The following is a 21,614-nucleotide window of genomic DNA, read 5'->3' on the forward strand; positions in this document are numbered from 1 at the left end:
GATCCGGCCTCCGCGCGGAGGCCGGCGGTTCACGGACCCGGTTCCGCACGCCTCCGATCGACGAGCCGGTGTCGCGGGGCCGGAGGCGCTTCAGGTCCGAACCGGCGGGGGTCAGTGCAAGGGTCATGGCGGCGATCTCCTTCTTCGGCGACCTGCTTCAGACCATCAGCGAGCGCGGCCGCGACCTGATCGGCATCGGGCGCGGCGACATCGCGTCCCGCGCGAGCGCCGGCGACCTCGTCAAGCTGTGCGAGGACCTGATTTCCCGGCGCGGCGAGGCCTCCGGCGTGGCCCTGGCCCGCCTGATCCTCGACCGCTACGCCAGCTTCGGCCAGGCCGAGCGCCACGCCTTCCTGCGGGCCATCGCCCTCGATTTCGACGCTGACCACGCCGCCGTCGACGCGGCGATCGCCGCCTACCGGGCCGCCCCGTCGCGGGCCCGCCTCGGCAGCCTGCACGAGGCCGCCGAGCCGCGCAGCCAGGAGCTGATCCGCCGCCTCAACCTCGCCCGTGGCGGGACGCTCAGCCTCGTGCGGATGCGCGAGGACCTGTTCGACCTGCGCCGGGCGCTGCGCGCCGGCGACGAGGCCGACCCGGCCCTGATGGATGCGGTCGACAGTCTCGATTGCGATTTCGAGCACCTGTTCGCCTCGTGGTTCAACCGCGGCTTTCTGGTGCTGCGCCACATCGACTGGACTACGCCGGCGCATATCCTGGAGAAGATCATCCGGTACGAGGCGGTCCACGCCATCGCGGACTGGGACGACCTGCGCGCCCGGATCGAGCCGCCGGACCGGCGCTGCTTCGCGTTCTTCCACCCGGCTCTGGCCGACGAGCCGCTGATCTTCGTGGAGGTGGCGCTCACCGGAGAGATCGCCTCGGCGATCGCCCCGATCCTGTCGCAGGCGCGCAAGCCCCTGCAGCCGCAGGCGGCCAACACGGCGGTGTTCTACTCGATCTCGAACTGCCAGAAGGGGCTCGCCGGCGTCACCTTCGGCAACTTCCTGATCAAGCAGGTGGTCGAGGATCTCACCCGCGAGATCCCCACGCTCAAGACCTTCGTGACGCTGTCGCCGGTGCCGGGCTTCGCCGCGTGGCTGGCGCGGGAGCGCCGCGCCGACAGCCCGCAAGGCCTGCTGCCGGAGGATGTCGAGACCCTGCGGGCGCTGGACGATCCGGACTGGGCCGCCGACAAGACCCGAGCCGAGACGGTGCGCCGGGCGCTGATCCCCGCGGCGGCGGCCTATTTCCTGCGCGCCAAGAACGAGCGCGGGCGCCCCCTCGACCCGGTAGCCCGGTTCCATCTCGGCAACGGCGCGCGCCTCGACCGGATCAACTTCCTGGGCGACACCTCCAAGAAGGGCCTCGCGCAGTCGCACGGCCTGATGGTCAACTACCTCTACGACCTCGCCGCCATCGAGCGGAACCACGAGACCTACGCCAATCTCGGCACCGTGGTCGCGGCCCCCGCGGTGACCCGGGAGCTGCGCGCCAAGCTGCCGCCGCCGCGGGCCGTGGTGCTCGCCGAGGCCTGATTCAGCCGCGCGCCGTCAGCCGGGAGAAGGACAGGGTGATCCGCCGGGCTGCGGCCTCGGCAGCCGCGCCCTCCAGGGGCACCCGGCGATCGAGGATCAGCGCGGCGAGCCCGTGGACCAGCGACCAGGCGGCGAGCGTCAGGTCCTCGGCGGACATCCCCGGGCCCGCCAGGGTCGCCGCCCGCTCCTCCAGGATCCCGTAGGCCCGCGATTTGCCCGGCGTCCGGCAGGGCCTCATGAACATCAGCCGGAACAGGGCCGGGCGCCGGCAGGCGAAGGCCACGTAGGCCGCCCCCTGCGCGGCCAGCGCCTGGGCCCCCGTCGCCGAGCTGTCGGCGGCCTCCAGACAGGCGGCGAGATCCGCGAACCCGCGGGCCGCGACGGCCTCGAGAAGTTCCTCCTTGTCGGCGAAGTGACGGTAGGGCGCCATGGCCGAGACGCCGCAGGCCCGGGCCGCCGCGCGCAGCGACAACGCGGCCTCGCCCGCCGTCTCCAGGAGATCCAGGGCCGCCGCGACCAGCGCCGCACGCAGGTCGCCATGGTGATAGGTCCTGTCCGAAATCGATGTTGACACTGTACGCAGACCACCGCATGTTTACACTGCATACAAGCCCAGGAGGCTGACTCATGCAAGGCGCTCCCGTTCGCCGGTCCGTGGATCTCTCCGGCTATCCCGACCTTGTGGTCGTGTATCTCGGCTTCCGGGTCGCCCGCTGGCGCGGCCTGCTCGCGCTGATGGGCCTCGGCCGCGGCATCGCCGCCTCGGTGCGGAGCCAACCGGACGGGCTGCTGGCGCACGAGAACCTGTTCTTCGGGCTGACGCATGTCGGCATGCGCCAGTACTGGCGCGATCTGGAGAGCCTGGAGACCTTCACCCGGTCGGAGCCGCACCGCACATGGTGGCGGGACTTCTCCCGGGATTCCAAGGGCTCCGGGTTCTGGCACGAGGCCTACGGGCGGCGCGGCATGGAGGCGATCTATGTCGGCATGCCCGCGCCCACCGGTCTCGGGCTGTTCGCCCCCGAGCGTACCCCGGACGGCGCCTTCCTGTCGTCGCGGCAGCGGCTGGCCGCCTGAAAGGGCTCGCCCAAAGGCCCTCCAGGCGGCTATGGGTGCGCGAGACACGCAGCCCGTGATAGCTCAGCCTCACGATGACGAACCATCTCTTCTCCCTGGTGCGGGACGGCGTTCCCGATCTCGCCAAGACTGTGATCGAGACGCCGGAGGGCCGCCGATACAGCTACGCGGACCTGATCGCCCGCTCCGGCGCCTACGCGGCTTCCCTGCGGGCGGCGGGCGTCCAGCCCGGCGACCGGGTGGCCGTGCAGGTCGAGAAGAGCCCCGAGGTGATCTTCCTGTATCTCGGCGCGGTCCGGGCCGGGGCGGTGTTCCTGCCGCTCAACACCGCCTACACGCCGGCGGAGATCGGCTACTTTCTGGGTGACGCCGAGCCCAGCGTGTTCGTCTGCGATCCTGGCAAGCGCGACGCGCTGGCGGAGGCCGCCGCGAAGGTCCGCCAGATCTGGACCCTCGACGCCGTGGGCGGCGGCAGCGCCGCCGAGGCCGCGGACCGGCAGGACGGTGAGTTCGCCGACGTCCCCCGGGGCCCTGAGGATCTCGCGGCGATCCTCTACACCTCGGGCACGACCGGGCGCTCCAAGGGCGCCATGCTGACCCACGACAATCTGGCGTCGAATGCCCGGACCCTGGTCGAATTCTGGCGGTTCTCGGCCGACGACGTGCTGATCCACGCCCTGCCGGTGTTCCACACCCACGGCCTGTTCGTGGCGACCAACACGGTGCTGGCGAGCGGCGGATCCATGCTGTTCCTGCCCCGGCTCGACCCGAAGCTGATCCTGAGCCTGATGCCGCGGGCCAGCGTGCTCATGGGCGTGCCGACCTTCTACACCCGCCTCCTCAAGGAGCCGGGCCTCACGCCCGCGGCGGCCCGGGGCATGCGGCTGTTCGTGTCGGGCTCGGCGCCGCTTCTGGCGGAGACGCATCGTGAGTGGCAGGCCCGGACCGGCCACGCCATCCTCGAGCGCTACGGCATGACCGAGACCAACATGAGCACCTCGAATCCCTATGACGGGGACCGGGTCGCCGGCACGGTCGGCTTCCCGCTGCCGGGCGTCGCTCTGCGAGTGGTCGATCCCGAGGGCGGGCGCGTGCTCGGCCCGGATTCGGTCGGCATGATCGAGGTGAAGGGCCCGAACGTGTTCCAGGGCTACTGGCGCATGCCCGAGAAGACCGCGGCCGAGTTCCGGGCTGACGGGTTCTTCATCACCGGCGATCTCGGCAAGGTCGACACGCGGGGCTACGTCCACATCGTCGGGCGCGGCAAGGACCTGATCATCTCGGGCGGCTTCAACGTCTACCCGAAGGAGGTCGAGACCGAGATCGACGCGCTGCCGGGCGTGGTCGAATCCGCGGTGATCGGCTTGGCGCATCCAGATTTCGGCGAGGCCGTCACCGCCGTGGTGGTGGGCGGTGCCGGATGCCCCGACGAGGCCGGCGTGCAGGCCGCCCTGGAGGGTCGGCTCGCCCGGTTCAAATGCCCCAAGCGCGTCCTGTTCGTGGACGAGCTGCCGCGCAACACCATGGGCAAGGTCCAGAAGAACCTGCTCCGCGAGGCGCATGCGGAGCTGTACCGGGGCTGATGCTCCGATCCGCCACGCCGTCTTTGCGGGCGGAGCGAAGCAACCCAGGCCACGCGACGCCTCTCGACGTCGCGCAACGCTGGGTCACTTGGCTTCGCGCGTGATGACCGTGCCGGGAGCCCCGACGGAGCGAAGCTCCAGCCCGCGGATCAGAGGTTGTGCTGCGTCCGCTCGTCCTCCGGCGGCCTGTGGCCGTCCGGATCCGCCACCTTGCGGGCGGCGGCGTTGAGGTTGTCCGGATCGAGGGCAGTCTGGACGAACTCGCGACCGATATTGGTCACCTCGCGGGCGTAGCGTAGGCCCTGGTCGCGCACCTCGTCGGCCCAGGGACCGATGCTCCGGTCCTCCTGGCGGGTGCGCGGCAGCAGCGCGCCGAGCAGCAGGCCGGCGGCGACGCCGACCACGCCGACGAGCAGCGGGTTGTCGTCCACGAACCGCTCGACGGTGGTGCGGCCGCGCTGGATCCCGTCGATCCCCTGGCTCGTCAGGTCGTCCAATGCCCGCATGTTGCGGCGGTGGAGGAGGCCGGCCCGTTCCCGGGCGTCGTCGTAGGCCGCGGATGCGCGGTCGCGGGCCTGATCGGCCGCACCGCCGAGGCGGTCGTTGATGTCGTTGGCGAAGTCCGACACGGTCCGACGCGCCTGCCCGGCGAGGTCGGCGGCGCGGTCGCTCGCCGCCCGGACGCTGTCCTTCGCGGCGGACGCCGCATCCTCTGCCGAGGACGAGCCACCGGATGTCGTGCCGGACGTGCCGCCCGCCGAGAGGGGGGTGGCGCCCTGGGGGAGCGGGTCGTGCCGGCCGTGCGGGTCCGGTCGCAGGGTGAAGTCGCCCGCCGCGGTGCCGGGCGCGCCCGGATCGCCGAGCCCGGCCGGATCTGGCCGCAGGCCCTTGTCACCGGAGCCATGCGGCATCGCGGCCTCGGCGGCGAGCTGCTCGGGAATGCTGGAGGGCGTGGTCGGGATGCCCGGCTTGTCGGTCATGGCGCTGTCCTCAGATATCGGTCTCGGCGGTCCGTGCTCGGCGCCGGTTTGCCCGGCCTTCCAGCCGGGCGCGTGGGTCTCGTCCCGGGTCCCGCCCGGTCGTCAGATCTCGGTCCTGTCCAGCGGATCGCGGGCCGGGCGAACCGTCGGGAGATCGGGGTCGTAACCGCGGGCCGCACCGGTGTTCAGGGTCGGCACGCGCTCGGCCGAAACCTCCGTGCGGCGGCGCTGTGCGTCGCGCGCCATTCGGTTGAACAGCAGGCCGACACCGGCCGCGATCAGCAGCACTGGCACGGGGTTGCGGCGCACCGCCTCCAGGGCCGAATCGTAGGTGCTGTTCAGGGCCGGCACGCGCCGGGCATTGCCCAGCATCTCGTCCACGAGGTTCGGCACCGAGAGCCGCCCCTGGATGCGGTCGATCGTGTCATCGAGCCGGGCACGGCTCTCTTCGATCTCCTTCTCGAGGTCGTTCATCGTACTCATCCGGACACACGCTCCGACAAAGCCTGGGCATCCTGGCGAACTTGGCGCGTGGTGCGCGTCGGGGCCAGGGTCGAGAGGGAGAGAACGCTGCGCGCCCACAGGGCCATCCCGACGGCGATGACCAGCAGCACGCCACCGACGATCAGGGCAGAGAGCCACTCGGAGCCCACGACCGTGGCAAGCCACTTCACGAGGGCGCCGATCAGGACCAGCAAGGCGACCACGGCGAACACCGCCGAGCCGACCATGCAGGCCAGGCCCACGATGAGCTGGCGGATGTTGCCCGCCATCTCGGCGCGGAACAGCGCGATCTCCTTGCGGGCGAGTTCGTTGGTCTCCCGCAGGGCGTCGCCGATCAGGCTCTGGATGCTGGAGGGGCCAGCAGAGGGACCGGCTTGGCGCGGATCGGAACCCTGGGCCATGACGTCAGGCCCGGAAGCTGTCGCGGGCGTCGCCTTCCGGCGCCTCCGGCGGCAGGCTCGACGACTTGATGAAGCGGGCGGCGATCAGGCCGGCCACGAAGGTGCCCACCGCGACCGCCACCGGCGCACGCCGGGCGAAGGATTCAGCCTCGTTGTAGAAGTCGCCCAGGCTGCGGCGCTCGATCGAGGAGCCGAGCTGCTCCAGACCGTCGGCGGCGCTGTCGAAGAAGGCGCGCACGTTCGGCTTGTCGCCGAGGTCGCGGCCGGAATTGCGGATCGTCTGGGCGAGATCGTGGACCGACTGTGCCGCGTCGCTCTTGCGCTGCTCGACATAGGACTGCGCCTGCAGCCGCGCCGCGTCGAGGAGCCCGCGCCCGCGCTCCGCCGCCACGTCGGCCAGCCCCTCGACATCGCCCTGCAGGGCGCGCCACTGCGCGCGCTCATCCGCCGACCCGTGCGGCGCCTCATGCGCCGTCGCGTGCGACGTCTCGCGGAGCGGATCCGCGAGCGTGTCCTTGGGCGTATCCTGCGGTAACTCGTTGCCGGCCATCTCGAAAACACTCCTCGCGACGCAGGGTCGGCGCCGCTCGCGGCGGCCGCGGCGACCGCGGCCCCCGCGATGGCTGAGTAACCGATTGGGGTGACACCGGTTCCGGTGGACTCGACGCTCCGGACCGCATCGCGCACCGGCGGTCCGCAGCACCGCTCAGTCCGCGTTCAGGCAGCGTCCGGCAGAACCGTCACGCTTGCGCGACGCCGCCCCGCCCGACTCGTCGGGCGGGGCGCGAGCCGGTTCGGTTCGGGACGGAGCGGTCGCCCTGTCGGGGAACGGCACGACCTCGACTTGACCCGCGCCCGGCTTCACGCTTGGGTTGCCTCAGCTTGGGTCGCCCCGGCTTGGGTCGCCCAAGACACAACAAAGGATCGCGCAGAGCCTCCGCGCGTTCTGACATATAGTTGAAGTCCCGATGCAGGCGCGGCGAGATCCTCGACCCGACCCGCGCCCCTGATCCGGAGCCGACCCGCGTGGCACGCCTTGTGATCGTATCGAACCGCGTCGCCGTCCCGGAAGAGGGCGGCAAGGCGGTGGCGGCGGGCGGCCTCGCCGTCGCGGTCAAGGAAGCCTTCACGGCCTATGAGGGGCTGTGGTTCGGCTGGAGCGGCACCATCACGGACGAGCCCTCCGAGGAGCCGACCCTGATCGACCGGGGCCGCGTCCAGTACGCGGTGGTCGATCTCTCGCCGCAGGACCACCTGGAATATTACGCCGGCTTCGCGAACCGGGCCCTGTGGCCGATCATGCATTACCGGCTCGGGCTCGGCGCCTTCTCGCGCTCGGACTACGCCGGCTACAGCCGCGTCAACCGGACCTTCGCGCGCGCGCTCGCCAAGCTGGTCGAGCCCGACGACATCATCTGGGTGCACGATTACCACCTGCTGCCGCTCGCGGCCGAGCTGCGCGGCCTCGGGCTCGACAACCCGATCGGCTATTTCCACCACATCCCCTGGCCGGCCGCCGACGTGTTCAACTCTCTGCCGGCGAGCGGCGAGTTGCTGCGCGCCATCGTCGATTACGACCTGATCGGCCTGCAGACCGAGGCGGACGTCCAGAACCTGCAGCGCAACCTCGTCGACACCCAGCGGGCGATCCCGCTCGGCGGTGGCTCACTGATGGTCGACGGCCGCCGCACCCGGATCCGCGCCTTCCCGATCGGCATCGACGTCGCCGGCTTCAAGGAGGCGGCCGAGAGGGCCAATGCCAACAAGGTCGTGCGCGAGACCATCGCGGGCCTGCGCACCCGCAAGCTGCTGATCGGCGTCGACCGGCTCGACTACTCCAAAGGCGTGCCGGAGCGGATGGAGGCGGTGGAGAGCTTCTTCGCCTCCAATCCCGACCAGCGCGGCAACGTCACCTACATCCAGATCACGCCGAAATCCCGCAGCGAGGTGCCGGAATACGAGCAGCTCGCCCGCGACGTGAACGAGAAGGTCGGCGAGATCAACGGCTCGCTGGGCGACCCGGCCTGGACGCCGATCCAGTACATCACCAAGGCCTATCCCCGCCCGGTGCTCGCCGGCCTCTACCGGGCGGCCCGGGTCGGCCTCGTCACGCCGATGCGCGACGGCATGAACCTCGTCGCCAAGGAATACGTGGTCGCCCAGTCCGAGGACGATCCGGGCGTGCTGGTCCTGTCGAAATTCGCCGGTGCCGCCCGGCAATTGCCCGAGGCGCTGCTGATCAACCCCTACGACCGGTTCGAGGTCGCCGAGGCGATCCGGGCCGCACTCTACATGCCGAAGGCGGAGCGGCTGGCGCGCTGGAAGCCGATGGTCGAGCGCATGACCCGCGAGGATGTCGACTGGTGGGCGCGCAATTTCCTGGCGGAACTCGAGAATTTCCGCACGGTGGAGCGCGAGCCCCCCGCCGCCGCCGCGGCCGCCGAATAGCCGGCGCCGCCCGCTGCTTCCGCCCGCCGCCCTCCGTGTGACCGGACGCTGCGCATGATCGCCGTCGACGACGGGGTGCCGGCGCCGCTCGGCGCGCATTTCGACGGGCGCGGCGTCAACTTCGCCCTGTTCTCCGAGCACGCCACCGCGGTCGACATCTGCCTGTTCGAGCCGGGAGAGCGGCACGAGACCCGCACGGTCCGGCTGCCCTGCCGGACCGACGACGTCTGGCACGGCTACCTGCGCGGGGTGCTGCCGGGCCAGCTCTACGGTTACCGGGTGCACGGGCCCTGGGATCCGGCGAACGGGCACCGGTTCAACGCCTCGAAGCTGGTGCTCGACCCCTATGCGCGGGAGATCCGCGGAAAGATCCGCTGGCACGACGCGCTCTACGGGCACCGCCGGGGCCGGGAAGACCGCATCGACCGGCGCGACAGCGCGGTCTACATGCCCAAATGCGTGGTCACCGCCCCGGAGGTGCCCGACCTCGCGCTGGCTCCGGTGCGCCGGCCGCTCGCCGAAACGGTGGTGTACGAGGCGCACGTCAAGGCGCTGACCCGCACCCATCCCGACATCCCCGAGGCGGAGCGCGGCACCTACGGGGCGCTCGCCCACCCGGCGATCATCGCGCACCTCGTCAAGCTCGGCGTCACCGCCCTGGAGCTGCTGCCGATCCAGGCCTTCGCGGACGACCGCTTCCTGGTCGAGAAGGGGCTGGTCAATTTCTGGGGGTATCAGCCCGTCGGCTACTTCGCGCCGGACCCGCGCTACCTGGGCGAGGGCGGCCTCGGCGGCCTGAAGGCGGCGATCCGGGAGCTGAACGCCGCCGGGATCGAGACCTGGCTCGACGTGGTCTACAACCACACCGCCGAGGGCGACCACACCGGCCCGACCCTGTCGTTCCGCGGCATCGACAATGCCAGCTACTACAAGCTGGACCCCGCCGATCCGCGCCGCAATCTCGATTGCACCGGCTGCGGCAACACCTTCGACGCGAGCCACCCGCGAGTGATGCAGCTGGTGCTCGATTCCCTGCGCCACTGGGTCACCGCCTATGGCATCGCGGGCTTCCGCTTCGACCTCGCCTCGAGCCTCGGGCGCGCCCCGTTCGCCTTCACCCCGCAGGCGGCCTTCTTCCAGGCGGTGGCGCAGGACCCGGTCCTGGCCCGGGTCAAGATGGTGGCGGAGCCCTGGGACATCGGGGAGGGCGGCTACCAGCTCGGCGGCTACCCGCGCGGCTGGAGCGAGTGGAACGACAAGTTCCGCGACGCCACGCGGGGCTTCTGGAAGGGCGATCCCGGCACGCTCGCCAAGGTCACGCAGGGCCTGACCGGCTCGCGCGAGGTGTTCGCGCCGTCGGGGCGCTCGCCGCTCGCCAGCGTCAACTTCATCGCCAGCCACGACGGCTACACGCTGGCCGACACGGTGGCGTACGAGGAGAAGCACAACGAGGCCAACGGCGAGGACAACCGCGACGGCCATAACCACAACGTCAGCCGCAACTACGGCATCGAGGGCGACACCGACGATCCCGCGATCCTGGCCCTGCGCGCCCGCCAGAAGCGCAACATGCTGGCCACCGTGATGCTGGCCCAGGGTGTGCCGATGCTGCTGATGGGCGACGAGCGCTCCCGCAGCCAGGGCGGCAACAACAACGCCTACGCCCAGGACAACCCGACGAGTTGGATGGACTGGAGCACCGATCCCGATCCCAGGCTCACGGATTTCGTCGCCAACCTCCTGGCCCTGCGCCACGCCCAGCCGGCCCTGCGGCGAAAGCGCTTCTTCACCGGCGCGCTGATCGACCCGGACGAGCCCCTGCGCGACGTGCACTGGCTCGCCCCCGAGGGCACCGAGATGGAGGGGCGCCACTGGTCCGACGACGGGCTCCAGGTGTTCGGCATGCAGATCGGCAACGATGGCGGCCCGGGGGACCGCCTCCTGATGCTGTTCAACGCCGGGGCGGGGCCTCTCACGTTCCACCTCGCCCCGGTGATCGGCGGTCCCTGGAGGCCGGTCTTCGACGCGGGCGAGCCGGACGGCGCGCTGCCGCCGGACGCCCCGGCCTACGAAGCGGGGGCCGCCGTGCCGCTGCCGGGCCGCACGGTCCTGGTGCTCACCGCCGCGGGGACGGAGAACGGGAGCCGGACCGGGTGGGTGCCGGAGCGGTAGGACGGGCTCTCGTCTTCAGATCGTGCATCTGTCGCGCCATGGCCTGATGGTCTCGATGCTGGCGCCGTCCTGGCAAAGAATCGACCAGACCGGGATCGGCTCCGACCGCACCCTCGGCATCCGAGGCCGAATGCGTAATGTTTCTCGCGGTTTGCGGCGATCTGTGGATCCAAAGCGCGCGCTTGAATGTCCGGCACGAGGACGGCTGACGACGTCGACGATCGTTCACCGATAAGGGTGACGGCCGGATCCCGGTCTGCCCTTCCTCGCAGATTACCGGCCTCACACGTCTCCAGTGACGATTGAGCGCGAGCGGCCCCCCGCATCTCTCCATCCCCCTCTGTGGGGGCGGGAGACGCACGGGCATCCGTCCCCCCATTGCCACACCTCGCGCCCGCCATAGCTGCGGTGCGGGAACCGGATCGAGCCCGGGGCCTTCTCCCACGACAGATGACCCTGCTGCGCTTGTGCCCCGGTGCGCGCGACCAACGACGAGGAATGTGGCCCGATGCGGCGCGCCCACAGCATGGAATTCGGGGCCGAGATGGTCGGGGGCGGGGTGCGCTTCGCCCTCTGGGCGCCCACCGCCCAGAGCGTCGACCTCGTCGTCGACGGTATCGACCACCCGCTGCCCGAATCCGGCGGCGGCTGGCGGCGCACCGCCCTGCCCGGCGTGAAGCCCGGCGCCCGCTACGGCTTCCGCATCGACGGCGACCTCGTGGCCCCCGACCCCGCCTCGCGCTTCCAGCCCGACGACGTGTCGGGCCTGAGCGAGGTGATCGACCCGCGCAGCTTCGAATGGTCCGACGCGGGCTGGACCGGGCGGCCCTTCGAGGAGGCGGTGATCTACGAGTGCCATGTCGGCACCGCGACGCCGGAGGGCACCTATGCCGGCCTGCAGGCCCGGCTGCCCGACCTCAAGGCGCTGGGTGTCACCGCCATCGAGCTGCTCCCGCTCGCCGACTTCAAGGGCTCGCGCAACTGGGGCTACGACGGCGTCCAGCCCTACGCGCCGGACGGCGCCTATGGCCGCCCGGACGACCTCAAGCGCCTGATCGACACCGCCCACGGGCTCGGCCTGATGGTCTATCTCGACGCGGTCTACAATCACTTCGGCCCGGCCGGGAATTACCTCCACGCCTACGCCAAGACGTTCTTCACCGAGCGCCACCAGACGCCGTGGGGCGCGGGCATCAACTTCGACGGCAAGGAGAGCGGCGCCACCGTGCGCCAGTTCTTCATCCAGAACGCCCTGTACTGGCTGGAGGAGTACCGCTTCGACGGCCTGCGCTTCGACGCCGTCCACGCCATCCTCGACGATTCGCCGCGCCACTTCCTGGCCGAGCTCGGCGAGACGGTCCGCAAGACCTTCCCGGACCGCCAGATCCACCTGATGCTGGAGAACGAGGCCAACCAGGCCCGCTGGCTGGAGCGGGACGCCGCCGGGCGCCCGAAGATGCACGACGCCCAGTGGGCCGACGACCTGCACCATTGCTGGCATGTCCTGCTCACGGGCGAGGATGCCGGCTACTATAAGAGCTTTGCCGACAAACCGGTCGAACACCTCGCTCGCTGCCTCGCGGAGGGGTTTGCCTATCAGGGCGAGCCCTTTGCCACGCTCGACAACCACCCGCGCGGCGAGCCTTCCGGGCACCTGCCGCCCTCGGCCTTCGTGACCTTCCTGCAGAACCACGATCAGGTCGGCAACCGGGCGCTCGGCGAACGGCTCAACCATCTGGCAGACCCGAAAAAGCTCGACCTCGCCCGGGCCGGCTTCCTGCTGGCGCCGCAGATCCCGATGCTCTGGATGGGCGAGGAATGGTCGGCCTCGGCGCCGTTCCTGTTCTTCGTCGACTTCGCGCCGGACGAGGACCTGAACAAGGCGGTGCGCGATGGCCGCCGCCGGGAGTTCAAGAGCTTCGCGGCGTTCGCGGACGACACCTCGAAGATCCCGGATCCGACCGAGCGCGAGACCTTCGAGGCCTCCAAGCTCGACTGGTCCGAGCGAGAGCGCTCGCCCCACCGCGAGGTGCTGACCGAGACGACCCGGCTCCTCGGCCTGCGCCGCGACGTCGTCGTGCCGCTGGCGAAGTCCGGCTACGAGGGCGCCGCCGCCACCCTGCCGCGGGCCGACGTGGTCGATTGCACGTGGCGCTTCGGCGCCGGCACCCTGCGGTTCGTCGCCAATGTCGGCGACGCACCCTTCGCGCTGGATCCGGGCGGTGCCCGGGTGGTCTGGACCAACGCCCCGGACAGGGCCGGACGCGAGTTGCCCTCCTGGGCGGGCGTGTTCCTGACGGAGGCCCGCTCGTGAGCGCCTTGAACGTGAGTGCCTTGGAACAGCTGGCCGACCTCGTCGGCGTGGCCGGCGGCTATACCGATGCCTTCGGCAAGCCCGTCGAGACGTCCCTGGAGGTGCGCCGTGGCCTGCTCGCGGCCCTGGGCTTCGCGGTGGAGGATGAGGCGGCGATCGCCGGGAGCCTCGCCGAGGTCGAGCGCCTGCGCCGCGGCCTGATCCCGCCGCTCCTGCCCGTGGAGGCCCGCCGGGCCGCCCGGGTGCCGGTGCGCCTGCAGGACGGTGCACCCCATACCCTGGTCTGGCGCCTCGTGGACGAGCGCGGCACGGCCCGGGAGGGCAGGGCCAACCCGCAAGGGTCCGAGCCGGGCTTCGAGCTGCCGCCGCTGACGCCGGGCTACCATCGCCTGACCGTCCAGGCCGGGCAGACCCGCACAGAAGCCTGGGTGATCGCCGCGCCCCAGCGCTGCTGGCGCCCGCGCCCCTACACGGAGGAGGGGGCTTCGGACTGGGGCATGGCCGCCCAGCTCTACGGCCTGCGCTCGGGCAGCAATATCGGCATCGGCACCTACGCGGATGCCGGCGAGGCCGCCCGCGAGGCCGCCCTGCGCGGCGCGGCGTTCTTGGGGCTCAGCCCGGTCCACGCCCTGTTCGGATCAGACCGGACCAAGATCTCGCCCTACTCGCCCTCCTCGCGCCTGTTCCTGGAGACCCTGTTCATCGCGCCACGCAGCCTGCCGGGGCTTGCCGGATCCCGGGCCGAGGCGCTGCTCGCCGAGCGGGAAGACGCGATCCGGGCCCTGCGCGAGGCCGCCCTCGTCGATCACCAGGGCGTGCATGACGTGCTCGACCCGGTGCTCCGGGCGCTCTGGGCGGAGTCGCCGGCCCGGGCCGGGACCGATGCGGGTTTCGAGCGCTTCCGTCAGGAGGGCGGCGAGGATCTCGAGTCGCACGCCGTGTTCGAGGCGCTGTCCGAGCATTTCCGGCAGCAGGGCGCCCACTGGCTGGGCGACTGGCCGGAGGATTATCGCCGCGCCGGCACGGATGCGGTGCGGGCCTTCGCGGCGGAGAATGCCGAGCTGGTCGGCTACCACGCGTGGCTGCAATACCTCGCCGACCGGCAGCTCGCCGAAGCCTCCGCGGCGGCGCTCGGCGCCGGCATGCGGGTCGGGCTCTACCGCGACCTCGCGGTCGGCGCCGACCGGGGCGGCTCCGAGATCTGGTCGCATCCGGAGCGCTTCGCCGACAAGGTCTCGATCGGCGCGCCGCCGGACCTGCTGGCACCGAAGGGCCAGAACTGGGGCCTGCCGGCCTTCGACCCGCTGGCGATGGAGCGCGACGGGCTCGCGGCCTTCCGGGCCCTGGTCCAGGCCAACATGCGCCACGCCGGCGCGATCCGGATCGACCACGCCTTCCAGCTCGCCCGCCTGTTTCTGATCCCGCTGGGCGCGGGGGCTCAGGCCGGCGCCTACGTGGCCATGCCGTTCGAGCCGATGCTGGCGGTGCTGCGGCTGGAGAGCCACCGCAACAAGTGCCTGGTGATCGCGGAAGACCTCGGCACCGCGCCCGAGGGCTTCTCCGACGCGCTGATGCGGGCCGGGGTGCTGAGCTACCGGATCCTCGCCTTCGAGCGCGAGGCCGACGGCCGGTTCAAGCCGCCCTCGGCCTACCCGCGAGACGCGCTCACCGCCATCACCACCCACGACCTGCCGACCTTCGTCGGCTGGTGGCGCGGGGTCGACACCGACACCCGCCAGTCGCTCGGCCTCTATGACCAGGAGCGGGCCGAGACCGAGCGGAGCGAGCGCGTCGTCGAGCGCCGCCGCCTCGCCGAGGCGTTGGCGGCCGAACAGCTGCTGCCCTCCGCCGAGCCGCCGGATTCCGCGCCCTTCGAAGCCGCCGCCCGCTACCTCGCCCGCGCGCCCTCGATGCTCACCGCCGTCCAGTACGAGGACGTGGTCTCGGAACTCGCCCAGGCCAACGTGCCGGGCTCGACCGAGGGCTACCCGAACTGGCGGCGCAAGCTCGACCGGGACTTGGCGGACATCGCCGCCCCCGGCGGGCCGCTGGCGAAGCTCGCGGCGTCCCTCTCGGCCGAGGCGCGGGGCCCGCGCTCGGGCGCCGCGCGGCTCGCCGCGCCGCCGCCGCGCGCGACCTACCGGCTGCAGTTCCACAAGGACTTCACCTTCGCGGATGCGGGCCGGATCGTCCCCTACCTGCACCGGCTCGGGATCAGCCACGTCTACGCCTCGCCGCTCCAGAAGGCGCGGCCCGGCTCGACCCACGGCTACGACATCGTCGATCACGGCGCGATCAACCCGGAGCTCGGCGGCGAGGAGGGCTTCATCGCGCTCTCCGAGACGCTCCACGCCCACGGGATCAAGCTGCTGCTCGACATCGTCCCGAACCACATGGGCGTCGGCGGCTCCGACAATCCGTGGTGGCTCTCGGTGCTCGAATGGGGCTCCCTGTCGCCCTTCGCCGACGCCTTCGACATCGACTGGCAGCGGCTCGGGGCCGGGCGCAACCTCGTGATCCCATTCCTCGGCGACCGCTACGGCGAGGCCCTGGAGAAGGGCACGCTGGAATTGAAGTTCGACCCCGAGAAGGGCGCCTTCAGCGTCTGGCACTACGAGCACCAGCTGCCGATCCGCCCCTTGAGCTACCCGACCATCCTCAACCGGGTGATCGCCGCGATCGGGGCGGTGGACGACGACACCACCGCGGAACTGCTCGCCATCTCCGAGCGGCTGCGGGCGATGTCGATCGATACCGACGAGACCCGCCGCAAAGGCTTCCCCGAGGAGGCCGAGGGGCTGAAGCGCCGGCTCGCCGAGATCTACGGCGTGTCGCCGCTGATCCAAGAGGCCACCGCCAGCACGCTGGCGCTGCTCAACGGCTTCAAGGGCCGCCCGGATAGCTTCGGGCCGTTGCACCGGCTGCTGGAGGCCCAGGCCTACCGGCTGGCCCACTGGCGGGTGGCGTCGAGCGACATCAACTACCGCCGCTTCTTCGACGTGAACTCGCTCGCCGGCCTGCGGGTCGAGCTGTCGGACATCTTCCACCGCTCCCACGAGACCGTGTTCCGGCACGTCCGCGAGGGCCGGATCGACGGCCTGCGCATCGACCATATCGACGGCCTTGCCGACCCGCTGGGCTACGCAAGGGCGCTCCAGGCGGCTGTCGGACCGGGCTTCTACGTCGTCGTCGAGAAGATCCTGGAGCCGGGCGAGCGGCTGCGGCCCTGGCCGGTGGCCGGGACCACGGGCTACGACGTGCTCAACCAGCTCGACGGCATTCTCGTCGACAAGGGCCGGCGCGGGAAAATCGAGCGGCTCTACACCTGGGCCACGGGGTTCGACGAGCCCTACGGCTTCCAGCTCCGCGCCGCCAAGGCCGAGATCCTCGAGATCAGCTTCGCGAGCGAGCTGGAGGTGCTGACCACCGACCTCAAGGAGGTCGCCGACGCCGACCGGCGCACCCGCGACTTCACCGTCAACGCCCTGCGCCGGGCGCTGATCGAGATCATCGCGCGCTTCCCGACCTACCGGAGCTACCTGCCGTCGGATCTGGAGGAGGGCGAGGTCGAGCCCGAGGATGTCCGCCTGATCGAGGGCGCCGTCGCCAAGGCCAAGCGCTGGTCGAGCCTGCCGGACCGCTCGGTCCACGACTTCGCCGCCGACGTCCTGCTCGGTCGGGTCGAGACGGCGGGCCCCGGCCGGCCGGACCCGCGGGTGGTGCTGCGCTTCCGCCGCCGGTTCCAGCAGCTCACCGGCCCGGTCATGGCCAAGAGCCTGGAGGACACGCTGTTCTACCGCTACGCCTGTCTCCTGGGCCTCAACGAGGTCGGCGGCGATCCGGGCGAGTACGGGATCGACGCGGAGCACTTCCACGATCTGCAGATCGCCCGCGCCCGGGACTGGCCGAGCGCCATGATCACCACCGCGACCCACGACACCAAGCGGGGCGAGGATGCCCGCACGCGGCTGCTCGCCCTTTCGGAGATCCCCGAGGAATGGGCCAAGGCCTGGGACTTGTGGCAGCGGGTCGCCGGCCCGCACCTCGCCCGGATCGACGGCGAGCCGGCCCCGGACGCCAACGACCAGTGGATGTTCTTCCAGGCGATCCTGGGCGCCTGGCCGCTGGAGCTTCTGGAGCGGGACGAGGCCGGGGCGATCGCGGATTTCCGGGACCGGCTGATCGCCTACGGCGAGAAGGCCATGCGGGAGGGCAAGCGCCGGTCGAGCTGGGTCAACGTCGACGAGGTCTACGAGGGCGCGGTCAGGCGGCTGTTCACGGCGCTGATCGCCCCGGGGTCGGATTTCCTGAGCGAACTCCGGCCCTTCGCCCGACGGCTCGCCCATCTCGGCATGCTGGCGAGCCTCGGCCGGACGGTCCTGAAATGCACCCTACCGGGCCTGCCCGACACCTACCAGGGCACGGAGATCTGGGATTTCTCCTTCGTCGATCCCGACAACCGCCGCCCGGTGGACTACCCGGCCCTGGAGCAGATGCTGGAAGAGGGCGGGGCGCCCGCGGAGCTGCTGGGCCACTGGCCGGACGGGCGGGTCAAGCAGGCGACGCTGACGCGGCTGCTCGCCGAGCGGGCCGAGCGGCCGGACTTCTACGCCAGCGCCGCCTACGAGCCCGTGGACGCGACGGGTTCCCGAGCCGACCACGTCATCGCCTACCGGCGGACCGATCCCGGCCAGGAGGGCGGCGACCTGTTCGTCGCGGTGCCGCGTCTCTTCGCGGGTCTGGTCGGCGAGGCGGGCTGGTCCGGCGAAGCCTTCGCGGGCACCCGGGTCGATCTCGGGCCGGGAACCCGCTGGCGGCACCTTGTCTCGGGGCGGATCGTCGAGAGTGGCGGGGAGGGGGCCGATCTCGGCGATCTCCTGCGCGACCTGCCCTACGCGGTGCTGCGACGGGAGCCGTGACCGCGCCGTCATCGCGCGCGCAGCGAAGCGACCCAGGGCCGCACGACCTGAATCAGCGTGGCGCTGCTGGATGGCTTCGCTCCGCTCGCAAGGACGACGGCAGTCCGGACGCTTCTTCGCGTGCCGCCTCCGCAGCCCTGTCACGCAAGTCTGCTGAGACAAGACAGGCCGGATCACGCGGCACACCCGCGCGGTTCGGGCGTTACGACACAGGAACGGGAGCCAGAAGCCAGCATGAACGCACCGACCAAAGCCGCTGCGACGTCCGGGGCCGAGGCCGTCCTGCCGGCCACGCTGGCGCCCCGTGCCGCGGGGCCGCGGATCTACAACCTGTTCCCGCTCCTGGTCGGGCGCGTCGGGGACTGGACCGCCGAGCTGCCGCGGATCGCCGCGCTCGGCTTCGACTGGATCTACCTGAACCCGTTTCACCAGACCGGCGGCTCGCGGAGCCTCTACGCGGTCGCCGATCCCGAGCGCCTCGACGAGCGGTTCCGCGATCCTGACGGCACGCCCGACGACGAGCAGATCCGCCGCTTCTGCGCCGCCGCCGAGGCGCTGGGCCTGTCGGTGATGACCGACCTCGTGATCAACCACACCGCCGACAACGCGCGGCTCGCCACCGAGCGGCCCGATCTGTTCATGAAGGAGCCCGACGGCTCGATCATGCACCCGGCCGCCGTCGATCCGGACGACCCGTCGATCCGCACCGTCTGGGGCGATCTGGCCGAGCTCGACTACCACACCCCCGCCGCCCGGGACGAGCTGACCCGGATCTGGGGCGCCTACGTGGCGCATCTGCAGGGGCTCGGCGTCGCGGGCTTCCGCTGTGACGCCGCCTACAAGGTGCCGCCGGAGACCTGGCGCGTCCTGATCGGGGAAGCCAAGGAGCGCGACCCCGCCTGCCTGTTCGCCGCCGAGACCCTCGGCTGCACCTTCGAGGAGGCCAAAGCCACGGCCGGCGCCGGCTTCGACTACCTGTTCAACTCCTTCGCGTGGTGGGACCTGAAGAAGCCCTGGGCACTCGAGCAGTACGAGCGCCTGCGGGTGCTGGCCCCCTCGATCGCCTTCCCGGAAAACCACGACATGAAGCGGCTCGCCGCCGAGATCGGCGGCGGCCCTGAGGCGGTGGCGCAGCATCTGCGCACGCGCTACGCGCTCGCCGCATTCTTCTCGGCCGGCGTCCTGATGCCGATCGGCTACGAGTGGGGCTACCGCCGGGCGCTGCACGTGGTCGAGACCACGCCGCGCGACCGCGAGAACGAGACCGGCATCGACATCTCCGGCTTCGTGCGGGCGATCAACGCCCTGCGGGCGGAGCTGCCGGCCGCCAATGTCGAGGGTGCGCAGATCCGGATCTCGTCGCCCGACAGCGATCTGGTGGCGCTCGCCCGCTTCGACACCGGGCACCCGGCCTCGGCCCAGCACGGGCTGATCGTGCTCTACAACCCGACCGAAAGACCGGTGCCGGTGGAGGCCGGGGCGCTCATCACCCGCACCGGCGGGATGCTCGGCGCCTTCGTCGACCGGACCCCGGAGGCCGAGCCGATCGCGTTCCATCCCGGCAGCGCCATCGACCTGATGCCGGGCGAGCTCCGCATCCTCGCGGCCAGCGCCCAGCAGGTCGCCCGGCTTCCCGCGCGCGGCACCCCGGACGGGGAGGGGCGGGTGGTGATCGAGGCGGTCAGCCCTGAGATCGACGGCGGCCGCTCGCCGGTGAAGCGGATCGTCGGCGAGTCCCTGCGGGTCGAGGCCGACATCTTCTCCGACGGCCACGAGATCATCGACGCCGCGATCCTGTCGCGGGTCGCCGGCACCGAGGCGTGGCGCGAGGACCCGATGGTCTTCGTCGACAACGACCGCTGGGCCGGGCACTTCCCCCTGGAGCGGAACGCCCGCTACGAGTTCACCCTGATCGCGTGGCGCGACGCCTTCTCGTCCTGGGTGCGCGACACCCTGAAGAAGCGCGCCGCCGGCGTCGACGTGCGCCTGGAGACGATCGAGGGCGTGGCTCTGGTCGGGACCGCCGCCTCCCTCGCCCGGACCCGCGGCGGCCGCGACGCCGACCGGCTCGCCGCGCTCGTGGCCGCGCTCGCCGCCGAGGAGACGGGCTCGGCCGCCCAGCTCGACCGGATCCTGGCCCCCGACGCGGCGCGCCTCGTGCGCCGGAACGCCGAGCGGGTGAACCTGACCCGCTATCCCGTGACCTTGCCGGTGATCGCCGACCGCCTCGCGGCCCGGTTCTCCGCCTGGTACGAGATCTTCCCGCGCTCCCAGTCGATGGACGTGAACCGCCACGGCACCTTCGACGACGTGATCCGGCGCCTGCCCGAGATCCGCGAACTCGGCTTCGACGTCCTCTACTTCACGCCGATCCATCCGGTGGGCCGGACCAACCGCAAGGGGAAGAACAACACCCTCAAGGCCGAGCCCGGCGATGTCGGCTCGGTCTACGCGGTCGGCGCGGAGGAGGGCGGCCACGAGGCCGTGCATCCCGACCTCGGCACGCTCGCGGATTTTGAGCGGCTGGTCGCGGCGAGCCACGCCTACGGGATGGAGATCGCCCTCGACTTCGCGATCCAGTGCTCGCCGGACCATCCGTGGATCAAGAACCACCCGGAATGGTTCGAGTGGCGCCCCGACGGCACGCTGAAATTCGCCGAGAACCCGCCGAAGAAGTACGAGGACATCTCGAACGTCCACTTCTACGGCGGCGCCCTGCCCTCGCTGTGGATCGAGCTGCGCGACATCCTGCTCGGCTGGTGCGCCCGGGGCGTGCGCATCTTCCGGGTCGACAACCCGCACACCAAGCCGATCCCGTTCTGGGAATGGGTGATCGGCGAGGTCAACGGCCAGTATCCGGACGCGATCTTCCTCGCAGAGGCCTTCACCCGGCCGAAGATGATGAAGAAGCTCGCCAAGGCCGGCTACCAGCAGAGCTACACCTACTTCACGTGGCGCAACACGAAGCAGGAACTCACCGACTACGCCCTCGAGCTGGCCGGCGAGATGGGCGAGTATTACCGCCCGAACTTCTTCGCCAATACGCCCGACATCAACCCGTACTTCCTCCAGACCAGCGGCCGCGCCGGCTTCGTGATCCGCGGCACGCTCGCCGCGACCCTGTCGTCGGTCTACGGCATCTACAATGGCTTCGAGCTGTGCGAGGCCGCGCCGTATCCCGGCAAGGAGGAGTATCTCAACTCCGAGAAGTACGAGCTGAAGGCCTGGGATTACGACCGGCCCGGCAACATCCGCGAGCACATCGTCAAGCTCAACACGATCCGGCGCGAGAATCCCGCCCTCTGGGACTTCCGCAACGTCACCTTCACGGGCGCCTGGAACGACAACATCATCGCCTACGCGAAGACGACGCCGGAGCGCGACAACTGCGTCTTCATCATGGTCAACCTCGATCCGAAGAACCGCCAGGAATGCACCTACGAGGTGCCGCTCTGGCTGCTGGGCCTGCCCGACGACGGCGCCGTGGAGGTTGAGGATCTGCTCCAGGGCTACCGGTTCGAGCTGCGGGGCAAGTCCCACCGCATCGCCCTCGATCCGGCCGAGCGATCCTGCGTCATCTGGCGCCTGCGGGCGCCGCGGCGGGTTGCGGGCTGAGGCCGCCCGTGGCACTCGACCATGACTCCTGACCCCGGCGACGGGCCCGCCCGTCGCCGACCATTG

At 71.1% G+C, this 21,614-nt stretch carries 13 protein-coding genes; 8 read left to right on the forward strand and 5 right to left on the reverse strand.

From position 1 onward, the window contains the following. Positions 1 to 125: 125 nt before the first annotated feature. Positions 126 to 1,535: a malonyl-CoA decarboxylase gene (locus AC3WSN_RS07110; RefSeq protein ID WP_492536917.1), complete on the forward strand. Its 1,410-nt coding sequence runs from the start codon at positions 126 to 128 to the stop codon at positions 1,533 to 1,535. Between the two features lies 1 nt (position 1,536). Here AC3WSN_RS07110 and AC3WSN_RS07115 read toward each other — a convergent pair whose 3' ends face one another. Continuing rightward, the gene (locus AC3WSN_RS07115; protein WP_373622464.1) at positions 1,537 to 2,109 is read right to left on the reverse strand and encodes a TetR/AcrR family transcriptional regulator; all 573 of its coding nucleotides are present in this window, start codon (positions 2,107 to 2,109) and stop codon (positions 1,537 to 1,539) included. A 53-nt stretch (positions 2,110 to 2,162) separates the two neighbouring features. Between AC3WSN_RS07115 and AC3WSN_RS07120 the strand changes: the two genes are divergently transcribed. Further along, positions 2,163 to 2,612: a monooxygenase family protein gene (locus AC3WSN_RS07120; protein ID WP_192709411.1), complete on the forward strand. Its 450-nt coding sequence runs from the start codon at positions 2,163 to 2,165 to the stop codon at positions 2,610 to 2,612. A gap of 74 nt (positions 2,613 to 2,686) precedes the next feature. Beyond that, positions 2,687 to 4,195, forward strand: a complete 1,509-nt coding sequence (locus AC3WSN_RS07125; protein ID WP_492536919.1) for a malonate--CoA ligase — start codon at positions 2,687 to 2,689, stop codon at positions 4,193 to 4,195. A gap of 149 nt (positions 4,196 to 4,344) precedes the next feature. On the opposite strand, the gene AC3WSN_RS07130 is transcribed toward AC3WSN_RS07125, so the two are convergent. The 4 genes from AC3WSN_RS07130 to AC3WSN_RS07145 all read right to left on the reverse strand — a co-directional run bounded on the left by AC3WSN_RS07130 (position 4,345) and on the right by AC3WSN_RS07145 (position 6,630). Further along, the gene (locus AC3WSN_RS07130; protein WP_492536921.1) at positions 4,345 to 5,175 is read right to left on the reverse strand and encodes a hypothetical protein; all 831 of its coding nucleotides are present in this window, start codon (positions 5,173 to 5,175) and stop codon (positions 4,345 to 4,347) included. A gap of 102 nt (positions 5,176 to 5,277) precedes the next feature. After that, a complete protein-coding gene (locus tag AC3WSN_RS07135; protein WP_192709414.1) occupies positions 5,278 to 5,649 on the reverse strand; it encodes a DUF3618 domain-containing protein in 372 nt (123 codons plus the stop codon). A gap of 5 nt (positions 5,650 to 5,654) precedes the next feature. Then, positions 5,655 to 6,080: a phage holin family protein gene (locus AC3WSN_RS07140; protein WP_492536923.1), complete on the reverse strand. Its 426-nt coding sequence runs from the start codon at positions 6,078 to 6,080 to the stop codon at positions 5,655 to 5,657. Between the two features lie 4 nt (positions 6,081 to 6,084). Beyond that, positions 6,085 to 6,630 (reverse strand): hypothetical protein, encoded by a 546-nt coding sequence (locus tag AC3WSN_RS07145; RefSeq protein ID WP_192709416.1) that lies wholly within the window; start codon positions 6,628 to 6,630, stop codon positions 6,085 to 6,087. A 476-nt stretch (positions 6,631 to 7,106) separates the two neighbouring features. On the opposite strand from AC3WSN_RS07145, the gene AC3WSN_RS07150 reads away from it, so the two are divergent. From AC3WSN_RS07150 to AC3WSN_RS07170, 5 genes are all read left to right on the forward strand, one after another. Then, entirely contained in the window at positions 7,107 to 8,528 is a 1,422-nt protein-coding gene (locus tag AC3WSN_RS07150; protein WP_192709417.1) for an alpha,alpha-trehalose-phosphate synthase (UDP-forming), read from the forward strand. A gap of 54 nt (positions 8,529 to 8,582) precedes the next feature. Beyond that, positions 8,583 to 10,700 (forward strand): glycogen debranching protein GlgX, encoded by a 2,118-nt coding sequence (glgX, locus tag AC3WSN_RS07155; protein ID WP_492536926.1) that lies wholly within the window; start codon positions 8,583 to 8,585, stop codon positions 10,698 to 10,700. 508 nt (positions 10,701 to 11,208) lie between these two features. Beyond that, positions 11,209 to 13,014, forward strand: a complete 1,806-nt coding sequence (gene treZ, locus AC3WSN_RS07160; protein WP_192709419.1) for a malto-oligosyltrehalose trehalohydrolase — start codon at positions 11,209 to 11,211, stop codon at positions 13,012 to 13,014. An 11-nt stretch (positions 13,015 to 13,025) separates the two neighbouring features. Then, a complete protein-coding gene (locus AC3WSN_RS07165; protein WP_492543033.1) occupies positions 13,026 to 17,933 on the forward strand; it encodes a malto-oligosyltrehalose synthase in 4,908 nt (1,635 codons plus the stop codon). A 234-nt stretch (positions 17,934 to 18,167) separates the two neighbouring features. Continuing rightward, positions 18,168 to 21,548, forward strand: coding sequence for a maltotransferase domain-containing protein (locus AC3WSN_RS07170; protein WP_492536928.1), 3,381 nt, complete (start codon positions 18,168 to 18,170; stop codon positions 21,546 to 21,548). The last annotated feature ends 66 nt before the right edge of the window (positions 21,549 to 21,614 follow it).

The organism is Methylobacterium sp. FW102-HT35C08, from assembly GCF_058790235.1.